This is a genomic window from Mesorhizobium sp. LSJC285A00, assembly GCF_000503155.1.
GTDB lineage: Bacteria > Pseudomonadota > Alphaproteobacteria > Rhizobiales > Rhizobiaceae > Mesorhizobium.
In genome coordinates this window covers 18,753-35,915 of sequence record NZ_AYVK01000052.1, presented here as the reverse complement: position 1 = coordinate 35,915, position 17,163 = coordinate 18,753, and the positions used below count along the sequence as shown (strand labels likewise).

At 63.9% G+C, this 17,163-nt stretch carries 21 protein-coding genes and 1 pseudogene; 6 read left to right on the top strand and 16 right to left on the bottom strand.

The genetic code is table 11. The annotated features are described in order from the left end of the window. Positions 1-14: 14 nt before the first annotated feature. Positions 15-923, top strand: coding sequence for a LysR family transcriptional regulator (locus tag X726_RS140625; protein ID WP_023673122.1), 909 nt, complete (start codon positions 15-17; stop codon positions 921-923). Here the strand turns inward: X726_RS140625 and X726_RS140630 are convergent. The 3 genes from X726_RS140630 to X726_RS140640 form a co-directional block, all read right to left on the bottom strand. Then, complete coding sequence (locus X726_RS140630; protein ID WP_023673121.1) at positions 887-2,062, bottom strand: MFS transporter; 1,176 nt, start codon at positions 2,060-2,062, stop codon at positions 887-889. The genes X726_RS140625 and X726_RS140630 overlap by 37 nt on opposite strands. A 155-nt stretch (positions 2,063-2,217) precedes the next feature. Further along, positions 2,218-2,526, bottom strand: coding sequence for a DUF1244 domain-containing protein (locus X726_RS140635; RefSeq protein WP_023673120.1), 309 nt, complete (start codon positions 2,524-2,526; stop codon positions 2,218-2,220). A 12-nt stretch (positions 2,527-2,538) separates the two neighbouring features. Next, positions 2,539-3,336, bottom strand: coding sequence for an N-formylglutamate amidohydrolase (locus X726_RS140640; protein ID WP_023673119.1), 798 nt, complete (start codon positions 3,334-3,336; stop codon positions 2,539-2,541). A gap of 246 nt (positions 3,337-3,582) precedes the next feature. On the opposite strand from X726_RS140640, the gene X726_RS140645 reads away from it, so the two are divergent. Together X726_RS140645 and pyk are read left to right on the top strand one after the other, a co-directional pair. Then, entirely contained in the window at positions 3,583-4,071 is a 489-nt protein-coding gene (locus tag X726_RS140645; protein WP_023673118.1) for a DUF1036 domain-containing protein, read from the top strand. Next, positions 4,068-5,513 carry a pyruvate kinase gene (gene pyk, locus X726_RS140650; RefSeq protein ID WP_023673117.1) on the top strand — a complete coding sequence of 482 codons (1,446 nt, stop codon included), beginning with the start codon at positions 4,068-4,070 and terminating at the stop codon, positions 5,511-5,513. The genes X726_RS140645 and pyk overlap by 4 nt, the downstream gene beginning before the upstream one ends. 8 nt (positions 5,514-5,521) lie before the next feature. Here the strand turns inward: pyk and X726_RS03545 are convergent. From X726_RS03545 to ykgO, 4 genes and pseudogenes are all read right to left on the bottom strand, one after another. Further along, positions 5,522-5,985: pseudogene (locus X726_RS03545) on the bottom strand (hypothetical protein). 5 nt (positions 5,986-5,990) lie between these two features. Continuing rightward, positions 5,991-7,055, bottom strand: a complete 1,065-nt coding sequence (locus tag X726_RS140655) for an alpha/beta hydrolase (protein WP_023673115.1) — start codon at positions 7,053-7,055, stop codon at positions 5,991-5,993. Between the two features lie 233 nt (positions 7,056-7,288). Next, positions 7,289-7,870 (bottom strand): hypothetical protein, encoded by a 582-nt coding sequence (locus tag X726_RS140660; protein WP_023684032.1) that lies wholly within the window; start codon positions 7,868-7,870, stop codon positions 7,289-7,291. A 113-nt stretch (positions 7,871-7,983) separates the two neighbouring features. After that, positions 7,984-8,109 (bottom strand): type B 50S ribosomal protein L36, encoded by a 126-nt coding sequence (ykgO, locus tag X726_RS140665; RefSeq protein WP_006327841.1) that lies wholly within the window; start codon positions 8,107-8,109, stop codon positions 7,984-7,986. 241 nt (positions 8,110-8,350) lie between these two features. Here ykgO and X726_RS140670 point away from each other — a divergent pair, with 241 nt between their 5' ends. Then, complete coding sequence (locus X726_RS140670; RefSeq protein WP_031215498.1) at positions 8,351-8,779, top strand: lysozyme inhibitor LprI family protein; 429 nt, start codon at positions 8,351-8,353, stop codon at positions 8,777-8,779. A gap of 38 nt (positions 8,780-8,817) precedes the next feature. Here the strand turns inward: X726_RS140670 and X726_RS140675 are convergent, their stop codons facing one another. From X726_RS140675 to X726_RS140710, 8 genes are all read right to left on the bottom strand, one after another. Beyond that, complete coding sequence (locus tag X726_RS140675; protein ID WP_023673112.1) at positions 8,818-9,894, bottom strand: 5-(carboxyamino)imidazole ribonucleotide synthase; 1,077 nt, start codon at positions 9,892-9,894, stop codon at positions 8,818-8,820. Continuing rightward, a complete protein-coding gene (gene purE, locus X726_RS140680; protein ID WP_031215497.1) occupies positions 9,891-10,439 on the bottom strand; it encodes a 5-(carboxyamino)imidazole ribonucleotide mutase in 549 nt (182 codons plus the stop codon). Before purE ends, X726_RS140675 begins: the two co-directional genes overlap by 4 nt. 74 nt (positions 10,440-10,513) lie before the next feature. Beyond that, positions 10,514-11,719 (bottom strand): aminotransferase class V-fold PLP-dependent enzyme, encoded by a 1,206-nt coding sequence (locus X726_RS140685; RefSeq protein WP_023673110.1) that lies wholly within the window; start codon positions 11,717-11,719, stop codon positions 10,514-10,516. Positions 11,720-11,739: 20 nt separating this feature from the next. Then, positions 11,740-12,201, bottom strand: coding sequence for a RidA family protein (locus tag X726_RS140690; protein ID WP_023673109.1), 462 nt, complete (start codon positions 12,199-12,201; stop codon positions 11,740-11,742). A gap of 117 nt (positions 12,202-12,318) precedes the next feature. Continuing rightward, positions 12,319-13,113 carry an amino acid ABC transporter ATP-binding protein gene (locus X726_RS140695; RefSeq protein WP_023673108.1) on the bottom strand — a complete coding sequence of 265 codons (795 nt, stop codon included), beginning with the start codon at positions 13,111-13,113 and terminating at the stop codon, positions 12,319-12,321. 4 nt (positions 13,114-13,117) lie between these two features. Beyond that, positions 13,118-13,768, bottom strand: a complete 651-nt coding sequence (locus X726_RS140700) for an amino acid ABC transporter permease (RefSeq protein WP_023673107.1) — start codon at positions 13,766-13,768, stop codon at positions 13,118-13,120. Between the two features lies 1 nt (position 13,769). Then, complete coding sequence (locus X726_RS140705) at positions 13,770-14,435, bottom strand: amino acid ABC transporter permease (RefSeq protein ID WP_023673106.1); 666 nt, start codon at positions 14,433-14,435, stop codon at positions 13,770-13,772. A 69-nt stretch (positions 14,436-14,504) separates the two neighbouring features. Continuing rightward, positions 14,505-15,335, bottom strand: a complete 831-nt coding sequence (locus X726_RS140710) for a transporter substrate-binding domain-containing protein (protein ID WP_023673105.1) — start codon at positions 15,333-15,335, stop codon at positions 14,505-14,507. A 156-nt stretch (positions 15,336-15,491) separates the two neighbouring features. On the opposite strand from X726_RS140710, the gene X726_RS140715 reads away from it, so the two are divergent. Continuing rightward, positions 15,492-16,307, top strand: a complete 816-nt coding sequence (locus X726_RS140715) for an IclR family transcriptional regulator (RefSeq protein WP_023673104.1) — start codon at positions 15,492-15,494, stop codon at positions 16,305-16,307. Positions 16,308-16,331: 24 nt separating this feature from the next. Here X726_RS140715 and X726_RS140720 read toward each other — a convergent pair whose 3' ends face one another. Beyond that, complete coding sequence (locus X726_RS140720; protein WP_023673103.1) at positions 16,332-16,535, bottom strand: YdcH family protein; 204 nt, start codon at positions 16,533-16,535, stop codon at positions 16,332-16,334. A 239-nt stretch (positions 16,536-16,774) separates the two neighbouring features. On the opposite strand from X726_RS140720, the gene X726_RS140725 reads away from it, so the two are divergent. Beyond that, positions 16,775-16,954, top strand: coding sequence for a YdcH family protein (locus tag X726_RS140725; protein ID WP_023684024.1), 180 nt, complete (start codon positions 16,775-16,777; stop codon positions 16,952-16,954). Positions 16,955-17,163 lie beyond the last annotated feature (209 nt).

Sequence of the window (17,163 nt, the reverse complement as noted above, 5' to 3'; positions counted from 1 at the left end):
TTATTCATAAATGAATGGAAGATATCGACTGGAACCTGATCAAGAGTTTCGTCACCGTGGCGGAGACCGGCAGCCTGTCGGCCGCGGCGCGCAAACTGTCGGCCAGCCAACCGACGCTCGGGCGTCACATCGGTGAGCTCGAACAGGCGCTCGGCGTCACGCTGTTCCGGCGCGGGCGGCGCGGCTATGCTCTGACGGAAGCAGGCGCCACGCTGTTCGAACGCGGCAGAGCGGTGAGCGAGCAGGCGAGCGCGTTTTCGCTATTGGCATTGGGCTCGGTCGAGGCGATCGAAGGCACGGTGCGTATTGCCGCCAGCGAGGTGGTGGCGGCCTATGTGCTGCCGAGGATGACGGCGCGGCTCGGCATCGAGGAACCCGGCATCGAGGTCGAGATCGTCGCCTCGAACCAGGTCGAGAACCTGCTGCGAAGGGATGCCGATATCGCCATCCGCATGGTCAAGCCGGCGCAGAACGAGCTGACGGCGCGCAAGGTCTGCGATATCAAGCTCTGCTGCTGCGCGGCGAAATCCTATCTCGGCAGGCACGGCCGCCCGCTCAAGCCCGCCGATCTTCTCGACCATCCGCTGATCGGCTTCGACCGCAGCGACGAGATGATCCGGGGCTTTACCCAGGCCGGCATCCCCGTCACCCGCAGCAGCTTCCGCTTCAGGACCGACAACCAGATCGTTTTGTGGGAAGCGCTGCGGGCGGGAAACGGCATCGGTCTCGGCCAGGAGCCGCTGGCCGACAGCGACCCGTCGCTGGAGAAACTGCTGCCCGGCCTGCCGCTGCCCAGCCTACCGGTGTGGCTGGCCATGCATCGCGACGTGCGCACCAGCGTGCGCATCCGCCGCGTCGCGGATTTTCTCTATGAGGAGCTGAAGCGCTATTCGGCGGGGGCGGCCGCGAATTCGGCGCGGTGAGCGAGCCCGGCCATCAAAAGCACGACGATCAACAGCCCCGACATGGCGACGAAGATCGGCCCGAAGCTGGAATGCTCGGCGACGAAGCCGATCGCCGACGGCGCTACCAATATGCCGGAATAGCCCATGGTGGTGACGACGCTCATGCCGGTGCCCGACGACATGCCTTCCTGGTTGCCGCCGGCCGAGAAGATGATCGGCACCATATTGGCGATGCCGAAGCCGCAGAGAGCAAAAGCCGCGATGGCGATCCAGGGCGAAGGCGACAGGCCGGCGACCAGCATGCCGGCGGCGGCGACCACCGCCGAGCCGCGCAGCGTCGCCACCGCGCCGAAGCGGTTGCGCACGCCGTCGCCGAAAAAGCGCATGACAGCCATGACGCCGGAGAAGGCGGCGTAGGCAAGGCCGGCGATGGCGAGATCGGCGCCGAGCTCCTGCCGGAGATAAAGCGCTGCCCAGTCGAGCACGGCGCCCTCGGAAATCATCGTCAGCAGCGCCATCAGCCCGACAAGATAGACCAGCGGGTTGGCCGGCAGCGTTAATTTATGATGCTCGGCGGCCTGCGGCTTGTCCTCGGCGATGAGGTAGCCGACCGCCACGGCAATGACGGCAAAAGCAATGATCGTGACGACAGCCGCATGGGCGAGGTGGCCGTAGGTCTGGATGGCGTAACCGCCCAGACCGCCGCCGGCGAAACCGCCGAGGCTCCAGAAGCCGTGCGACGACGACATGATGGCGCGGGAGAGCCGGCGCTCGACCACCACCGCATTGGCGTTCATGGCGACATCCATGCCGCCGATCGAGCCGCCGAAGATGATCATGGCGATCGCCGCCAGCGGCACGTTGGGCGCCAGCGCCACGATCAGCAGGCCGAGGCTGCCGCAAAGGCCGAACCAGCGCAACACGGTGCGCGAGCCATGCCTGGAGATCAGATGGCCGCACCAGCTCATGGCCGCGACCGCGCCGACGCCGAACAGCAGGATCAGCAGACCGAGGGTGAATTTCGAGATGTCGAGCCGGGTCAGGAACACCGGAATCTGCGGCGCCCAGCTGCCGGTCAGGAAGCCGTTGGCGAGGAAGATCGCGGCTACGGCCCATCGCCCCTGAAGGGCGCTCTGCATGGTGTCTTGCGCGTTCATGGCCCGAATCCGGTCAAGGAATGGCTTTGCGCGGCAAATTAGATCGATTCAATTTCTCGTCAAGCGCTTGGCTGCGAAAAGCTTGTGGGCCACATCTAAGGGGAAACCGTTAGGCGCTGTCCCGCCGACGTCAATCCTGTGAACCGCGCGCTACTTCAGTGATCCCTCGGCCGTCTTGCCTCGAACTCCGCTTTCTTGGCGTCCGAAGCCTCGGTCTGGTTCAGCGCCTGCCATTGCGCATAGGGCATGCCGTAGACGATTTCGCGCGACTGATCCTTGCCGAGATCGACGCCCTCAGCCTCGGCCGCTTCGCGATACCAGTTCGACAGGCAGTTGCGGCAGAAGCCGGCGAGGTTCATCAGGTCGATGTTTTGCACATCGCTGCGCTCGCGCAGATGATCGACCAGCCGGCGGAAGGCCGCGGCCTCGAAATCGCGTTTCTGGTCATCGCTGAGTTCGGTCATTGCCTTGGATCCTCACAGCGGCCCGGTGCGCGAGCCGAACATCTTCACCTGATGTATATCGGGACGGCGGTCGATGGCGTCAACGATCGGCGCCAGCCGTTCCGCCCAGGCCAGCGCCCCCTTGCGGTCTGATATCAGGTCCTGGCGGATCTCGATCAGCGCATGGGCAAAGCCGTTGACGATGGCGTGCTTGAACATGGTGTCGCCGCGCAACGCGCCGTCATAGGGTTCATTGTCGCCAACGACGAGGTTTTTATCCTGCGCCAGCATGTCGATCAGCGGCCGCGCCACGCGGTCGTCGAGGTCCCACAATATGCCGACATGCCAAGGGCGGATGAAGCCCTGCATGACAGGGGTGAAGGAGTGTACGGAGAAGATGAACGGCGCTTTGCCTGAGGCGTGCGCCACCGACGCGATCATGGCGCCGACCGCGTCCTGATAAGGCCGGTAGAAGCCGTCGAGCCGCCTTTCGCGTTCTTGCGGCGCCATAGGGTAGTTTCCCGGCACGACAGTGCCGTCATAGAGCTGGCGGATCAGCGTCGGGTCGTCCTCGCCGCGATTGGGATCGATCAGCAGCCGCGAAAAATTGGCGATCACCGCCGGCACGTCGAGCGCTGCGGCCAGTTCGCGCGTCACCGTCTCGACACCGATGTCGTAGGCGATATGGCGATCGAGTTCCGCCGCCGGCAGGCCTAGACTGCCATACTCCTCCGGCAGGTCGCGGCGGGCATGGTCGGCGACAAGCACGATGCCTCGCTTGCGGTCGCCTTCGACGATATCGAAAGGCGCGAAAACTGTGGATCGGGTCATTGGCTGGAAAGGTCTGTTCGCTGGCTTCCGGGGAGGGTGGTATCGTCATTCCCACGAAGAGGACTGTTGCGCAATGCCGTTGTTTGGCCACGGTTTCTGCGAAAATCCTGTGACGCGCGGCAGATCGCGTGTCGGGGGCCTTTCTAAATCGATTGGAATTGGACAGAACGGCGCGTTGACATGCGCCCGGACTTTTCCGAAAAGGGGCGTTGAGAGATGCAGATGACGTTATTGAGGGGTTTCGGGATGGGTTCCGCCGGCAGGCCGCGTGCGCGCACCGCCTTTGCCGTGCCGCTCCTGACCCTGACGCTAGGGCTCACCGCGCTGGTCGCGGCTTCGCCTGCCCGCGCCGATTTCCGCGTCTGCAACGCCACGCAGAACCTGGTCGGCGTTGGCATCGGCTACCGCGCCAAGGCAGGCTGGATCACCGAGGGGTGGTGGCACATCGAAGGATCGAGCTGCAAGACGCTGATCGAAGGTCCGCTGTCATCGAGGTTTTACTATCTTTATGCAGAAGACGCCGAGCGCGGCGGGCGCTGGGATGGCCCGATCAACATGTGCGTGGCTGAAAAAGAGTTCAAGATCGCAGGCGTTACCGATTGCGTCGCCCGGGGCTTCCAGCGCGCCGGATTCCAGGAATATGACACGGGCGAGCAGGCAAGCTGGATGGTCCAGCTGACCGATGAGTCCACAACGGGAGGCGCTCCAGCCGCCCCGGGAACAAACAGTCAATGAGACGTAGCCGCAAGGTCAAGATCCTCGCCACCATCGGTCCTGCCTCCTCGTCCGAGGAGATGCTGCAGAAGCTGTTCGAAGCCGGCGCCGATGTCTTCCGCATCAATATGAGCCACACCGATCACGAGCTGATGCGCACGCTGGTCGGCCGCATCCGCGCGGTCGAGGAAAAGGTCGGCCGTCCGATCGGCATCCTGGCCGATTTGCAGGGACCGAAGCTGCGCGTCGGCAAGTTCGCCAACGGCAAGGAGGTTCTGACGCCGGGCCAGACCTTCACCCTCGACAACAATCCCGAGCCCGGCACGTCGACCCGGGTCTACCTGCCGCATCCCGAAATCCTGAGCTCGGTCGAGGCCGGCCACCGTCTGTTGATCGATGACGGCAAGCTGGAGCTCAGGGCGGTGAAGAGCGACGGCAAGTCTATCACCTGCACCGTCGTCGCCGGCACCACCATTTCCGACAAGAAGGGCGTCAGCCTGCCCGACACCGACCTGCCGGTCGGTGCGCTGACCGAAAAGGACCGCAAGGACCTCGATGCGGTGCTGGCGGAAAGCGTCGACTGGGTGGCGCTGTCCTTCGTGCAGCGGCCGGAGGATTTGGCGGAAGCCCGCAAGATCGCGCGCGGCCGGGCACTGATCATGGCCAAGATTGAAAAGCCGCAGGCCGTCGCCCGGCTGGCCGAAATCATCGAACTCTCCGACGCGCTGATGGTCGCCCGCGGCGATCTCGGTGTGGAAATGCCGCTGGAAGCGGTGCCCGGCATCCAGAAGCAGATCACGCGCGCCGCGCGCCGCGCCGGCAAGCCGGTGGTGGTCGCCACGCAGATGCTGGAATCGATGATCACCGCGCCGGTGCCGACCCGCGCCGAGGTGTCCGACGTGTCGATCGCCGTGTTCGAGGGCGCCGACGCAATCATGCTTTCAGCCGAATCCGCTGCCGGCGCCTATCCGGTCGAGGCGGTGGCGATGATGAACCGCATCGCCACCAAGGTCGAAACCGACCCGACCTATGCCGGCATCATCAACGCGCAGCGCTCGGAACCGGAAGCAACCGGCGCCGACGCCATTTCGCTCGCCGCCCGCGAGATTGCGGAGACGCTGAAACTGTCGGCGATCATCACCTATACGGCGTCGGGCACCACGGGCCTGCGCGCCGCGCGCGAGCGGCCGCAAGTGCCGATCATCGCGCTGTCGCCGATCCTCAACACGGCGCGGCGGCTGTCGCTCTTGTGGGGCACGCATTGCGTCGTCTCGCCCGACGCCAGCGACCTCGACGACATGGTCGACCGCGCCTGCCGCATCGCTTTCGAAGAGGGGTTCGGTCAGCCGGGCGACCGCGTCATCATCACGGCGGGCGTGCCGCTGAGGACGCCGGGTTCGACCAACATGCTGCGCATCGCCTATGTCGGGTCGGACGTGCAGGCCACCCGCAACATAGGTTGACAGAGGCTTCAACTCATCACAGTTCGCAGCGCTCTTGCCGCACCTTCGGCGTGATCGATACGCTGAAGGAAGCGGTGTGCGCGAGGAACGGGGTCGTGCAGGTACTGGTCCGGACCCAGCATCTTTCGCCGGTTGAGTTCGACTGTGTCGAGCAGATCGAAATCGACCGTGGCGATCGTGCAGTGCCACCCGGGATTGCGCGACGCCCAGCCCCTCTTGTGGTGTTCCAAAAGCCGCTCGCGGGCTGAATAGCCGTGGTAGTCGAACGCGATCACGCCGTTCGTCGCGTAAATATGGTTCCCGGAAAAGCCCTCGCCAGGAATGATCCGTTCGCCGTAAAAGCCGTCCAGAGGAGGACGCTCGAGAAAGGCGCCGGCAAGAATGGCGCACGCGCCATAGCCGAAGAAGATGCGGTCCGGCAACGCCCATCGCTTCTCCGGGTTTCTTTGATGCCGTGTTTCAGGACATACATTGCGATCAGGTCGGGGCCAGTTCCGCGTCGGGCACGGTGATGTCGGGGCATCGCCCCTCATTGTAGGCGTCGCCGGCGATGCGTGCTTCCACGGTTTTTGCCATTGCCTGCAGGTCGACGACCTTGCCGGCGACTTTCTTGATCGCGCCGACGACGAGGTCGGAGGCGATCCAATCCGGCTTGTGGCCGAGATTGTGGACCCAGATCAGTTCGGCGCCGGGGATGTCCCTGACCAGGCCGACCGAATGGATCGAGGCATAGACCACCTTGTCGCGGTCGCCCGAGATGACAATCGTCGGCGCTGTGATGTCGCGGTAATGCGGCGCGGCCTTCAGCGTATAGTCGTAGAGGCCGGCGACATCGATGGCGTTGGCGCGGAAAGCGCCGGGACGCAGCACCAGCGGAATCGAGGCATTGCCGACATAGCCTTCCGGCACCTTGTTGGGAGAAAACACGCAGGCCGTGGCGCTGTCCATCTGCAGCGTGCCTGCCGGATAGGTCAATGTCTCCGAGAACAGCCAGCCGATGATGGGGGTGGCGGTCAGCTTGTAGTACCAGGCGGTCGCGCCGCCCGGCCAGGGGTGGCTGACCGGCGACAGAAAGACCAGCCCGAGCGTCTTCTCCGGGTGTTCGCGGCCAAAGGCGGCGGTGATCACGCCGCCAAAGGAATGGCCGACCATGATCGCATTGTGGATGCCGAGACGGTCCATCAGCCTGGCGATGGTGTCGGCCTGCGCCGACGGGCTCTCATTGCCGGGGCCGCGTGCCGACCAGCCAAAGCCCGGCCGGTCGAGGAAGACCATCTCCGCGCGGCCTTCGAGCAAAGGCCTGATCGGCAGCATCTGATCCCTGAGGTTGGCGCTGGCGCCGTGGATGAAGACGATGGCCGGCAGCTCTGCATTTTGCGGAGCCGGCACGTGGACATAGTGGATGCGGGTGCCGTCGATGTCGGCAAATTCGCCGGCCGGCGGGTTGCGCCACTCGATCAGCCACGCGCCGGCGCGGGTGACACCGGCCAGGGCAAAGACGAGCGCGAGGAGGAAGGCACAGGCGGCGTAGATGAGGTTCATGCGCGGAGATACGGCGGTGGAGAGGGATAAGTTCTAGGGCAGGGAGTAGTGAGTAGGGAGTAGTGAGTAGGGAGTAGGAAGTAGGGAGTAGGGAGTAGGGAGTAGGGAGTAGGGAGTAGGGAGTAGGGAGTAGGGAGTAGGGAGTAGGGAGTAGGGAGTAGGGAGTAGGGAGGTGGCGTCTCGACCAATCTTCTCTACTGACTACTCGCTAATCCCTAATTCCTACTGCCTAATCAAATTCCTTCGCCGGCAAGCTCTTCCGAAATTGCCGCGACCTGGTCCTGGGCGCTGCGCATCATCGGATAGATGGTAAGCACCTTCTGCCAGGCTTCGAGCGCCGATTGCTTGTGGCCGGTGGCGGCCATGATCTGGGCCAGGCCGGAAAGCGCGCCGAAATGGCGCGGTTCCAGCTGCAGCGTCTGGTCGATGTCGGACATCGATTTCCCGAAATTCTTCATCATGTAGTGCACGGTGGCGCGCCGGTTCCAGCCTTCGGCATATTTTGGCTGCAGGATGACGACCTGGTCGAGGAAGTCGAGGGCGACGTCGAACTTCTGGTCGTCCATCGCCTTTTGCGACCATTGCATCATCAGGTCGATCGAGGCGCTGCCGGACTGGAACCATTCGCCCCAGATGCGCCCGGCGATGCGCTCGGCCGCCTTTTCGTTGCGCTCGCGCTTCAGCTCGGCAAACAGTTGGTCGAGCCTGGCTTCCCTGGTCAGGGCAACCGGCGGCTTTGCCGGCGGATCGTCCGCCGACGCCGGAGCGACGCCGAAAAGAAACAGGGTCGCCAAAAATGCAAAAAGAATCCGCATCACCGGAATCTAACCCCGGACGGCGGATCGTCAAACTGAAATTAGCGTGAAAGTGCCTGGAACCAGGCAATTACCATCGTATGGACGGAGACAACGAGCCTCCGGCCGAACACTCAGCCCTGGCGCGCCTTGTAGCGTGGAGCGGTCTTGTTGATGATGTAGACGCGGCCCTTGCGGCGAACCAGCTGGTTGTCGCGGTGACGCGCCTTCAGCGCCTTGAGCGAATTCTTGATCTTCATGGTCTTGCCCGTCAGTCTGGGCCCTATCCGGGCCGAATTATTAAGGCGCGCCTGAAAAGCGCGCCTTGAACTTGCGGTGGCTCATAAACGAGGAGCCTTGCCCGTGTCAACCGCAAGCGTGCTGGATAGAGGCCGAGAATGGCTTTGGCCATCAAATATCCGCCATCTCGGCTCCACGCCATTGCGCAGCCGAAGACGGGCTGGAATGGTGCGGCACCCGCAAGCCGATTTGGAGACCTCCATGCGCCTGTTGTTTGTGTCCGCCTGCCTTGCCGTTGTGGCAGCGGCATCCACCGCGCAGGCGCAGGAATGCGACCGCAACGACGACAGCCAGCAGATGATGAACATCTGCGCCGGCGAGGACTATCAGGCGGCCGATGCCAAGCTCAACCAGGCCTACAAGGATCTCGTCGGTCGCAACGACGACAAGGGCAGGAAGCTGCTGCAGGTCGCGCAACGCGCCTGGATCGCCTTCCGCGACGCCGAATGCGCCTATGCGACGACAGACAGCGAGGGCGGCTCCATCCATCCGATGGAGGTTTCACAATGCCTGACCGAACTGACGGACCAGCGCATCAAACAGCTCACCGCGGGCGCCAATTGTAGGGAAGGCGATGCGAGTTGCGCCAGCCCCGACGAAGACGGGGATCTGAACGACGAGCTGCAATAGGGCTCGAGCCACGCCCTCGCGCAAAGTGCCGGAATGGCTTAGCTACGGCGGCTGATGCGCGTGAAATGGCCCATCTTGCGGCCTGGGCGCGCTTCCGCCTTGCCGTAGAGATGCAGCATCAGATCGGGCTCGGCGAGCAAAGCGGGTACGCGCAGCACATCGTCGCCGATCAGGTTTTCCATGATGCAGTTTGAATGCCGGCCAGGGTTGCCCAGCGGCAGGCCGGCAATTGCGCGGATATGCTGCTCGAATTGCGAAAGGATGCAGGCGGCTTCCGTCCAGTGGCCGGAATTGTGCACGCGCGGCGCCATTTCGTTGGCCAGCAGCGTGCCATCGGCAAGAACGAAGAACTCGACGCCGATGACGCCGACATAGTCGAGGGCCGCCAGGATTTTCGCTGCCGACCCCTGTGCCGTCGCCGCCGTCTCCAGCCTGATCTGGGCCGGCAGGGTCGAGGTATGCAGGATGCCGTCGCGGTGGACGTTCTCAGCCGGATCGTAGGCGGCGACCGCGCCGTCCAACCCGCGCGCGGCGATGACCGAGATTTCGCGCTCGAAAGCGACGAAGGATTCGAGGATCAGCGGCACATTGCCCATGGTCTCGCATGTGCCGGCAAAGCCGCCCGTCTCCATGTTGCGGAAGACGCGCTGGCCCTTGCCGTCATAGCCCATGCGGCGGGTTTTCAAGATGCCGCTGCCACCGAACTCTCTCAGCGCCGCCGTCAGCTCGTCGTCATTGTCGACGGAGCGGAAATCCGCTGTCCTGATGCCGATGCCGTTCAGGAATAGCTTCTCCGCCACCCGGTCCTGGGCGACTTCCAGCGCCCTGGGCGGCGGATAGACCGGGACCTTGGCGGCGAGCGCGCCGGCAGCCGCTACCGGCACATTCTCGAATTCGTAGGTGACGACGGCGCTGACTGCCGCCAGTTCGGCAAGGGCGTCCGCATCGTCATAGGCGGCGGTGATCTGGCGGTTGGCGACCTGAGCCGCCGGGCAATCGGCCTGCGGTTCGAGGATAATTGTGCGGTAGCCGAGGCGCGCTGCGGCAACAGCCAGCATGCGGCCGAGCTGGCCGCCGCCGATGATGCCGATGCTCGATCCCGCGGGCAGGCTCACGGCGCGTCCGTCGGTTCGGTGGCGACCCTGGCGGTTTGGGCGGTGCGCCAGGCATCCAGGCGGGCGGCAAGTTTTTCGTCGTGCAGCGCCAGCACGGCGNAGGCATCCAGGCGGGCGGCAAGTTTTTCGTCGTGCAGCGCCAGCACGGCGGCCGCCAGAAGGGCGGCGTTGGCCGCACCCGCCTTGCCGATGGCAAGCGTGCCGACCGGAATGCCGGCCGGCATCTGGACGATGGAGAGCAGCGAATCCTGGCCGGACAGCGCCTTCGATTCGACCGGCACGCCGAACACCGGCAGCGGCGTCATCGCCGCCGTCATGCCGGGCAGGTGGGCGGCGCCGCCGGCGCCGGCGATGATCACCTTGTAGCCGGCCGCCTTGGCGCCTTTGGCGAAATCATAGAGGCGGTCCGGGGTGCGGTGGGCGGAGACGATCAGCCGCTTGTGCGGAATGCCCAGCGCCTCCAGCGTTTCGGCGGCGTGGCGCATCGTCGCCCAGTCGGACTGGCTGCCCATGATGATGGCGACGTCGGCGCGGTGGTCGGTCAAGCGCATGCTCCCGGCGGTAAAGGCGCGCCTTAGCGGAATTCGGGCTGGCCCGCAAGGATGGCGGCCGCCGCAGCCTAGTCCGGCCAGCGCAGGGCGCCGGATGAATCCTTTCGCGGCTGTCTCATCGCATCCGCCGGCCTGTCGGCCGCGGTGAGCACGGCGCGGAGGCGTTCGGCGACGATCTCGGCCTCGCCTGGGTGCAGGTTGCACGGGTCGAGGAAGAAATGGCCACGCTCGACTTCGTGGTTGCGCACGATGATGGGCGGCGATCCGGCCGCCAATGCCGAGGCGAGGCCGGCGGCACTGAAGCGGCTTTCGGGGGAGACGAAGATCTGCAGCCGGTCGAGCGGATTGGCGGTCGGGTCGGGAATGATGTTTGCGACGATGCCGGGTATTCCCTGCAGCGAATCCCTCCACAGATGGAGCGCCGCTTCCTCGCGTCGGCGGATGCCGGCATGGTCGCGCTTTTCCCAGGCTTCGAGCGCCGCCATCGTGCCGGCGATGCTTTCCTTGCCGACCTTCATGGCGCGGGCGACGCCACGGTTTTGCAGATAGGCGGCGCGGACGAGATCCTTGCGGCCGGCGACGATGCCGCTGGTCGGCCCCGAAAGGAATTTGTGGCCGCTGTAGACGACGATGTCGGCGCCGCGCGCCAGGAAGCTGCGCAGGTCATATTCGGAAGCCGCATCGACGATCACCGGCACGCCCCTGGCGTGGCAGATATCGCAGAATTCCTCGAGGGAAAGCATGCCGTATTGCACGGTGTGGTGCGCCACGACGTAGAGCGCCGCCGCCGTGCGCTCGTTGATAGCCTCGCGCACATGATAATCCTGCGTGACGCTGACCGTGCCGGCCGGAATGACCTTGGCGCCGGCGACGCGGATCGACTGGTCGATCGGTGCGCCGTAATTGACGATATGGCCGAGCTGGATGACGACTTCGGACTTCAGCCCTTCGGTATCGTCGGGCAGCCGTTCGATCGCCAGCAAATTGGTGCCGGTCATCGCCCCGGCGATCGCCATTGTGATGCCTGAGGCGCAGCAGGCGGTGATGAAGCCGGCCTCGCCGCCGGTGAGGCGGGCGGTGATCACGCTTGCGGCGCGCTGCAGATCGTCCATCTCCACCCATTGCGAGGCGATCTCGGCCATGGCGCTGATCGCCTCGGGAACGATGATCGAGGCGCCGAGCGTCGTCATCGTGCCGGAGACGTTGATGATCGGCCGCAGTCCCAGCCGTTCACGGATCGTGGTGTTGGAGCCGGTGTCGGAATAGGTTTTCATGTTCAGCAATCCCTTGACGGTCAGGCGGCGATCTCGACGACCGCTTCGATTTCGACGGTGATGTTTCCAGGCAGCGAGCCGACCCCGATCGCCGAGCGGGCATGGCCGCCGATCTTGTCGAAGACGCTGGCGAACAGGTCCGAGCAGCCATTGACCACTTTCGGGTGGTCGCTGAAGGTCGGCGTCGCATTGACGAAGCCGAGCAATTTGACGACGCGCACGATGCGGCCGAGATCGCCGGCGGCGGCGTGCATGACGGCGAGCAGGTTGAGGCCGGTGAGGCGGGCATGCTCATAGGCCTGCTCGACGGTGACGTCCTCGCCGACCTTGCCGGTGCACAGCGTGCCGTCGGCGCGCAGCGGCCCTTGACCCGAAAGAAAGATCAGCCGGCCGCTTTCCGCATGGGTGACGAAATTGGCGATCGGCGTCGGCGGCTCGGGCAGCGTCAGGCCGAGCTCGGCGAGCCGGATGTAAGGCGTCATGGAAGAATTCTCCTTGGGCCGGCCTGTTGTTTTACGCAATTCCCAAGGGAAAGCGCTTCGCGCTTTTCCCGGGAAAACCGCTTACACTTTTCCTGGAATTGCTTTGGGCCGCCCATGTCAGAAATGCGAGGCGCGGAACCGCGCCAGGAAAGAGCGCAGGCGCTCATTGGTGGTCTCTTCGGCAAGGATCTCCTTCGGCGGGCCAACAGCGCTGACACCGCCATCGGCCATGAAGACAATGCGGCTCGAAGCGTCGCGGGCAAAGGCCATCTCGTGCGTGACCATCACCATTGTCATGCCGTCTTCGGCCAGACTGCGCACAACGGCCAGCACCTCGCCGACCAATTCGGGATCGAGCGCGGAGGTGATCTCGTCGAGCAGCAGGATCTTCGGCTCCATGGCGACTGCCCGCGCTATGCCGACGCGCTGCTGCTGGCCCCCGGAGAGTTCCGCCGGCAGGCTGTCGGCCTTGTGGGCGAGGCCGACGCGGCTCAGCCAATGCTCGGCGATCTGGCGCGCCTCGGCCTTGCTCTTGCCGCGCACCTTGGTGAGGCCGAGCATGATGTTGCCGGCGGCGGTGAGGTGCGGAAACAGGTTGAAGCTCTGGAACACCATGCCGGTTTCGGCGCGCATATTGGCAAGGTCGCGCTCGCTGCGCCGCTGGCGCGCGCCGGCCTCACGAAAACCGACCTCCTTGCCGTCGATGCGGATCGAGCCTGAGTCGTAGCTTTCGAGAAAGTTGACGCAGCGCAGCAGGGTGGTCTTGCCACTGCCGGAAGGGCCGATGACGGTGACCACCTCGCCCCTGTCCACCTTGAGGCTGACCGAGCGAAGCACCTCGACCGAACCAAAGGCTTTCGAGACCCCGGCAATGTCGAGAAGGGCAGCATTGTCGTTCGAGCTTGTGGCCATCGTGCTAGTCCCGGATGAAGGCAAAGCGCCGTTCCAGCCGCCGGCTGGCGTAGGAAAGCGCATAGTTGACGGCGAAATAGATCAAGGCGCCGAGGATGTAGAGCGGCATCGCCTCATAGGTGCGGCCGATGACCTGGTTGATCGCCTGCATCAGGTCGGTGATGCCGAGCAGCGAGACCAGGGCGCTGCCCTTGACCGCATCGGTGACGCCGTTGATCCAGGGCGGCAGGAAGCGCCGGAAGGCCTGCGGAAAGATGACGTAGGTGAGCCGCTGGCGAAAAGTCAGCCCAATGGCCATCGCCGCTTCTGACTGGCCCTTGGGAATAGAGCCGACGGCGCCCCGGAGATACTCAATGACCTGCGCCGTCTTGAACAAGGTCAGCGCCAGCACCGCCGCCGAGAAGGATTGCAGATGCAGGCCGATGGCCGGCAGGCCGTAATAGACGAAGAACATCAGCACCAGGATCGGGATGCCGCGGATGGTGTCGGAGAAGATGCGCACGGCCCAGCGCAGCGGCGCCGGGCCGTAGACCAGGCTGACGCCGAGCGCGACGCCGGCAATCAGCGACAGCACCACGACCAGCAGCGACACCCACAAAGTGATGGCGAAGCCCTGGGCGAGGAACGGTACGGCGTAGAGGATCTGGCTCAGCATGTCAGCGCGCAGCCCTGAACCGGCGTTCGACCAGCCGCAGTCCGAACAGCAGGGTGTAACCGGTCACCAGATACATCGCCGTCGTCACCAGATAGACCTCGACGATGCGGAAGGTGTTGAAGTTGATCCACTGGGCGCCGAAGGTGAGCTCGGGCACCGAGATCACCGAGGCGATCGACGTGTCCTTGAACAGCGAGATGAAGGTGTTGGACAGCGCCGGCAGCGTGATGCGCAGCATGGTCGGCAGGCGCACATGAACCAGCCGCTGCCAGGGCGTCAGGCCGATGGCTTTGCCGGCATCGAGCTGGCCGCGCGGCACGGCTTCCAGGCCGGAGCGGAACACCTCGACCAGATAGGCGCCGCTATAGACCGACAGCGTCAGCACGAACGAGGTCGGCGCGTCGTAGGCGACGTCGATCACCGTCGGCAGGCCGTAGAAGACGAGATAGACGAGCAGGATCAGCGGCACGTTGCGGATGAATTCGACGTAAGCCGCAATGATGGCGCGCACCACGCGTCCGGCCGAGACATACCAGACCGCCAGCATCAGGCCGATGACGACGCCGATGGCAATCGAAATCACGGCAAGCTCGAGGCTGAGCAGAAGGCCGCCCCACAGCTTGTCGAAATGCCGCCAGATCAGGTTGAAGTTGAGCGTATAGCCCATGCGTCTCCCGCAATAACCAAGGGGATGCGAACTAGAAGGCGGAAGGGCTAACCCTTCCGCCAGCGCTTGTCAGACAACCGGGAAACCCGGATGGCGGGCCGGCGGCTCTTGGCCGAAATAGTCCTTGAAGGCGGCGTCGTAGAGTGCGGTCTCATGGCCGAACATGGCGATGGTGAAGGTCTGGTTGACGAAGGTCAGCCAGTCCAGGTCGCCCTGCCTGACCGCCGCGCCGTAGAGCATCGAGTACCAGCTCTTGCCGGCATCGAAATATTTGTCGGGGTTGCGCGAGGCCAGCCAGCGCACGGTTGAAAGATCGACAGCGGCGGCATCGGCGCGTTTCGATTCCAGTGCCTGCAGCACATTGGCCTGGGTGTCGATCTGCAGCACCTGCGCCTCCGGCAGGGCGTAATGGACCGAGCTTTCGGCGTCGACATTCTGCAGGATCGAGATGCGCGTCGCCGAACCGCCGGCGAGCAGCTTGTCGAAGGTCTTGTTTTCCGCCGTCGGCAGCGTCAGCAGGGCGACGCCCTCGACATAGTATGGCCTGGAGAAGTGGATCAGCTGCGAGCGCTGCGCGGTCATGGTCATGAACTGGATGGTAATGTCGACCTTGTTGGTGGTGACATTGGGGATGCGCTGCGCCGGATCTTGCATGACGAACTCGACCTTGCTCGGATCGTCGAACAGACCCTTGGCCAGGATGCGGCCCATGGTGATGTCCATGCCGACCAGCTCGCCGGCATCGTTTTCGAAATGCCATGGCGCGTTGGTGCTGCCGGTGCCGACGATCAGCTTGCCGCGGTCAAGCGCGGTGCGCAGAACGCTGTCGGATGCGGCTTGTGCCGCCGCCTTTTCGGCGCTGACAGCGGTCATCACGCCCGCCGTTGCAAGCCCGGCCATGCCCAGTTTCAGAAAATCTCGCTTGGATGCGTCGTTCACTGCGACCTCCTGTTGTTTGAGTTCCCCTTACAGACACACGTGTCGCCGACCTGAATTGTCTCTTACAATAGACACATGTATCCTATACAAGACAGATACTAACATCAGGAATCAGTTATGCAAGACAGCAATGGACTCACGGATCGGGCGGAGCTTGGTCCAGCCGAGAGCCCGACGCCCGACAAGACCTCCGGCTCGCGCGAGAAGGGCCTCAACCGGGTGCTGGAGATCCTGGAATTCCTGCATGTCACGCAGCGCGCCATCGGCATTGGCGATCTCGCCAAGGGGGTGAATGCGCCGCGCTCCACCACCTATACGCTGGTGCGTTCGCTGGTCGATGCGGGTCTCCTGGAGATGGAGGGCGACGGCAACCGGGTCTATTTCGGCAAGAAGCTCTACCTCTATGGGATGGACTATGTCAGGGGCAACGACCTGCTTAGGCGGGGCCGGCAGGAGGTCGACAATCTGTCGCGCGAGACCGGCGAGACCTCCGAATTGTGCATGCTGCAAAGCGGGCGCTATACCATCGTCCATTCCAGCCCCGGCACCAGGCCGTTCCGCATCAGCTCGGCCACTGGCCTGCAGATCCCGCTGCCATGGACGGCATCGGGGCGGCTGCTTCTGGCCGGATTGGAAAGGGCCGCCATCCAGGACATGGTCTCGGAAGACGACCTTTTGCTGCCCGACGGCCGCAGGCTGCAGTTCGACGACTTCATTGCCGATATCGCGACGGCCAGAACGACCGGCTATTGCATCACTTCGGGGCTGGTCGACGCCTACACCAAATGCCTGGCCGCCCCTGTCTTCGCGGCCGCCGGCAAGGTCGAGGCGACGATGTGCCTGGTGGTGCCGATCGACACTTCAGCGGAGAAGACCGACGAATTGCTGACGTTGCTGCGCCATCGCGCGGCGCGGCTGTCGATAGCGGGGTGAGCAGTTAGGCCCCGAGGCCGTCGGCTAAGCGATGATGTCCGGAATGATCTTGTCTTCCAGCGCCATCAGCCGGTCCTTGAGGAAAAGCTTCTTCTTCTTCATGCGCTGGATCTGCAAGGGGTCGCAGCCCATGGCGATCATCGCATTGATGGCCGCGTCGAAATCGGCATGCTCCTGCTTCAGGCGGGAAAATTCGAGGCGGACATCGGCCTTTTCCTGGTCGGACATTCTCTACCGTCTGCATGTCTGCGGCGCCCGGCAATGGGCATGATTGGGCGGGGGCGGCATCAATTGCCGCCGGCGCGCAGCCAATATCACATATCACATTGTCGTGGAATGCTACCACGCAGCATTCGACATCGCAGCCGGATGGTGGCAGACTGTCATGGTGCCGTCACAGATGCGACCTGCGGTGGACGTGCCTTTGACGGCTGCAATCGAGGAAACCATGAAAGGGAGAACCAATCATGTCTCTTGCATCCCATCTTGATGAGTTGCAGCGGAAACACGGTGATATCGAACGCGAGATCGACGATGCGATGAACCATCCATCGGTCGACGACCTCGAAATCGTGAATCTGAAGCGACGCAAGCTGGCACTCAAGGACGAGATTGAAAAACTGAAGGCGAAACCGACGAGACACTGACGCCCTTCCAGGATTAGACGCGCCGCCTTGGCGCGTGACTATCGCTCCGGTGGCGACATGCCGCCGGAGGCCTGTTTTTGCTAGTGATTCCGATACTGTTGGCCGGCGAAACCCGTCTGTGGGGTCGCCGCGCTATTGCGATTTGGCGGCTCTGCTTGTCTGTCGCCATTGACAAGCCATCTTTGCTCCTCCACCTCATGCCCGAACCT

What these genes read in the sequence shown, in the direction of transcription:
- X726_RS140625 (WP_023673122.1), top strand. Translation starts at nt 15, where the DNA reads ATGGAAGATATCGACTGGAACCTGATCAAGAGTTTCGTCACCGTGGCG.
- X726_RS140630 (WP_023673121.1), bottom strand. Translation starts at nt 2,062, where the DNA reads ATGAACGCGCAAGACACCATGCAGAGCGCCCTTCAGGGGCGATGGGCC.
- X726_RS140635 (WP_023673120.1), bottom strand. Translation starts at nt 2,526, where the DNA reads ATGACCGAACTCAGCGATGACCAGAAACGCGATTTCGAGGCCGCGGCC.
- X726_RS140640 (WP_023673119.1), bottom strand. Translation starts at nt 3,336, where the DNA reads ATGACCCGATCCACAGTTTTCGCGCCTTTCGATATCGTCGAAGGCGAC.
- X726_RS140645 (WP_023673118.1), top strand. Translation starts at nt 3,583, where the DNA reads ATGGGTTCCGCCGGCAGGCCGCGTGCGCGCACCGCCTTTGCCGTGCCG.
- pyk (WP_023673117.1), top strand. Translation starts at nt 4,068, where the DNA reads ATGAGACGTAGCCGCAAGGTCAAGATCCTCGCCACCATCGGTCCTGCC.
- X726_RS140655 (WP_023673115.1), bottom strand. Translation starts at nt 7,055, where the DNA reads ATGAACCTCATCTACGCCGCCTGTGCCTTCCTCCTCGCGCTCGTCTTT.
- X726_RS140660 (WP_023684032.1), bottom strand. Translation starts at nt 7,870, where the DNA reads ATGCGGATTCTTTTTGCATTTTTGGCGACCCTGTTTCTTTTCGGCGTC.
- ykgO (WP_006327841.1), bottom strand. Translation starts at nt 8,109, where the DNA reads ATGAAGATCAAGAATTCGCTCAAGGCGCTGAAGGCGCGTCACCGCGAC.
- X726_RS140670 (WP_031215498.1), top strand. Translation starts at nt 8,351, where the DNA reads ATGCGCCTGTTGTTTGTGTCCGCCTGCCTTGCCGTTGTGGCAGCGGCA.
- X726_RS140685 (WP_023673110.1), bottom strand. Translation starts at nt 11,719, where the DNA reads ATGAAAACCTATTCCGACACCGGCTCCAACACCACGATCCGTGAACGG.
- X726_RS140690 (WP_023673109.1), bottom strand. Translation starts at nt 12,201, where the DNA reads ATGACGCCTTACATCCGGCTCGCCGAGCTCGGCCTGACGCTGCCCGAG.
- X726_RS140695 (WP_023673108.1), bottom strand. Translation starts at nt 13,113, where the DNA reads ATGGCCACAAGCTCGAACGACAATGCTGCCCTTCTCGACATTGCCGGG.
- X726_RS140700 (WP_023673107.1), bottom strand. Translation starts at nt 13,768, where the DNA reads ATGCTGAGCCAGATCCTCTACGCCGTACCGTTCCTCGCCCAGGGCTTC.
- X726_RS140705 (WP_023673106.1), bottom strand. Translation starts at nt 14,435, where the DNA reads ATGGGCTATACGCTCAACTTCAACCTGATCTGGCGGCATTTCGACAAG.
- X726_RS140710 (WP_023673105.1), bottom strand. Translation starts at nt 15,335, where the DNA reads ATGGCCGGGCTTGCAACGGCGGGCGTGATGACCGCTGTCAGCGCCGAA.
- X726_RS140715 (WP_023673104.1), top strand. Translation starts at nt 15,492, where the DNA reads ATGCAAGACAGCAATGGACTCACGGATCGGGCGGAGCTTGGTCCAGCC.
- X726_RS140720 (WP_023673103.1), bottom strand. Translation starts at nt 16,535, where the DNA reads ATGTCCGACCAGGAAAAGGCCGATGTCCGCCTCGAATTTTCCCGCCTG.
- X726_RS140725 (WP_023684024.1), top strand. Translation starts at nt 16,775, where the DNA reads ATGTCTCTTGCATCCCATCTTGATGAGTTGCAGCGGAAACACGGTGAT.